The 1,724-nt window shown below is 53.2% G+C and carries 1 rRNA gene; it reads left to right on the top strand.

Features of this window, described 5'->3' with window-relative positions:
• Window positions 1-164 precede the first annotated feature (164 nt).
• Window positions 165-1,704, top strand: a 16S ribosomal RNA gene (locus FHW71_RS23910).
• The last annotated feature ends 20 nt before the right edge of the window (window positions 1,705-1,724 follow it).

The raw sequence follows: 1,724 nt of genomic DNA, 5'->3' as shown, positions 1-1,724 counted from the left end.
GCTCTTTAACAATTTATCAGACAATCTGTGTGGGCACTCGCAGGATTGATATCAGCGTCTCCGGACGTAAAAAATATCAAAGCCTCACGAGTGAACACATAATGAAATTCATTATGACGTTTTACAGATGAGCACCGCTGAACTTGTTTCAGCAAATCAAACTTAAATTGAAGAGTTTGATCATGGCTCAGATTGAACGCTGGCGGCAGGCCTAACACATGCAAGTCGAACGGTAGCACAGAGAGCTTGCTCTCGGGTGACGAGTGGCGGACGGGTGAGTAATGTCTGGGAAACTGCCCGATGGAGGGGGATAACTACTGGAAACGGTAGCTAATACCGCATAACGTCGCAAGACCAAAGTGGGGGACCTTCGGGCCTCACACCATCGGATGTGCCCAGATGGGATTAGCTAGTAGGTGGGGTAATGGCTCACCTAGGCGACGATCCCTAGCTGGTCTGAGAGGATGACCAGCCACACTGGAACTGAGACACGGTCCAGACTCCTACGGGAGGCAGCAGTGGGGAATATTGCACAATGGGCGCAAGCCTGATGCAGCCATGCCGCGTGTATGAAGAAGGCCTTCGGGTTGTAAAGTACTTTCAGCGGGGAGGAAGGCGGTGGAGTTAATAACTTCACCGATTGACGTTACCCGCAGAAGAAGCACCGGCTAACTCCGTGCCAGCAGCCGCGGTAATACGGAGGGTGCAAGCGTTAATCGGAATTACTGGGCGTAAAGCGCACGCAGGCGGTCTGTCAAGTCGGATGTGAAATCCCCGGGCTTAACCTGGGAACTGCATTCGAAACTGGCAGGCTAGAGTCTTGTAGAGGGGGGTAGAATTCCAGGTGTAGCGGTGAAATGCGTAGAGATCTGGAGGAATACCGGTGGCGAAGGCGGCCCCCTGGACAAAGACTGACGCTCAGGTGCGAAAGCGTGGGGAGCAAACAGGATTAGATACCCTGGTAGTCCACGCCGTAAACGATGTCGACTTGGAGGTTGTTCCCTTGAGGAGTGGCTTCCGGAGCTAACGCGTTAAGTCGACCGCCTGGGGAGTACGGCCGCAAGGTTAAAACTCAAATGAATTGACGGGGGCCCGCACAAGCGGTGGAGCATGTGGTTTAATTCGATGCAACGCGAAGAACCTTACCTACTCTTGACATCCAGAGAACTTAGCAGAGATGCTTTGGTGCCTTCGGGAACTCTGAGACAGGTGCTGCATGGCTGTCGTCAGCTCGTGTTGTGAAATGTTGGGTTAAGTCCCGCAACGAGCGCAACCCTTATCCTTTGTTGCCAGCGGTTCGGCCGGGAACTCAAAGGAGACTGCCAGTGATAAACTGGAGGAAGGTGGGGATGACGTCAAGTCATCATGGCCCTTACGAGTAGGGCTACACACGTGCTACAATGGCGCATACAAAGAGAAGCGACCTCGCGAGAGCAAGCGGACCTCATAAAGTGCGTCGTAGTCCGGATCGGAGTCTGCAACTCGACTCCGTGAAGTCGGAATCGCTAGTAATCGTAGATCAGAATGCTACGGTGAATACGTTCCCGGGCCTTGTACACACCGCCCGTCACACCATGGGAGTGGGTTGCAAAAGAAGTAGGTAGCTTAACCTTCGGGAGGGCGCTTACCACTTTGTGATTCATGACTGGGGTGAAGTCGTAACAAGGTAACCGTAGGGGAACCTGCGGTTGGATCACCTCCTTACCTGAAGATACCTTCCCGCG

It is taken from the genome of Enterobacter sp. Sphag1F (genome assembly GCF_014193275.1).
In the GTDB taxonomy this organism is placed as follows: Bacteria; Pseudomonadota; Gammaproteobacteria; order Enterobacterales; family Enterobacteriaceae; genus Pantoea; species Pantoea symbiotica.
Note: the sequence above shows the minus strand (reverse complement) of the source record. Positions and strands in the feature narration are given on the sequence as shown.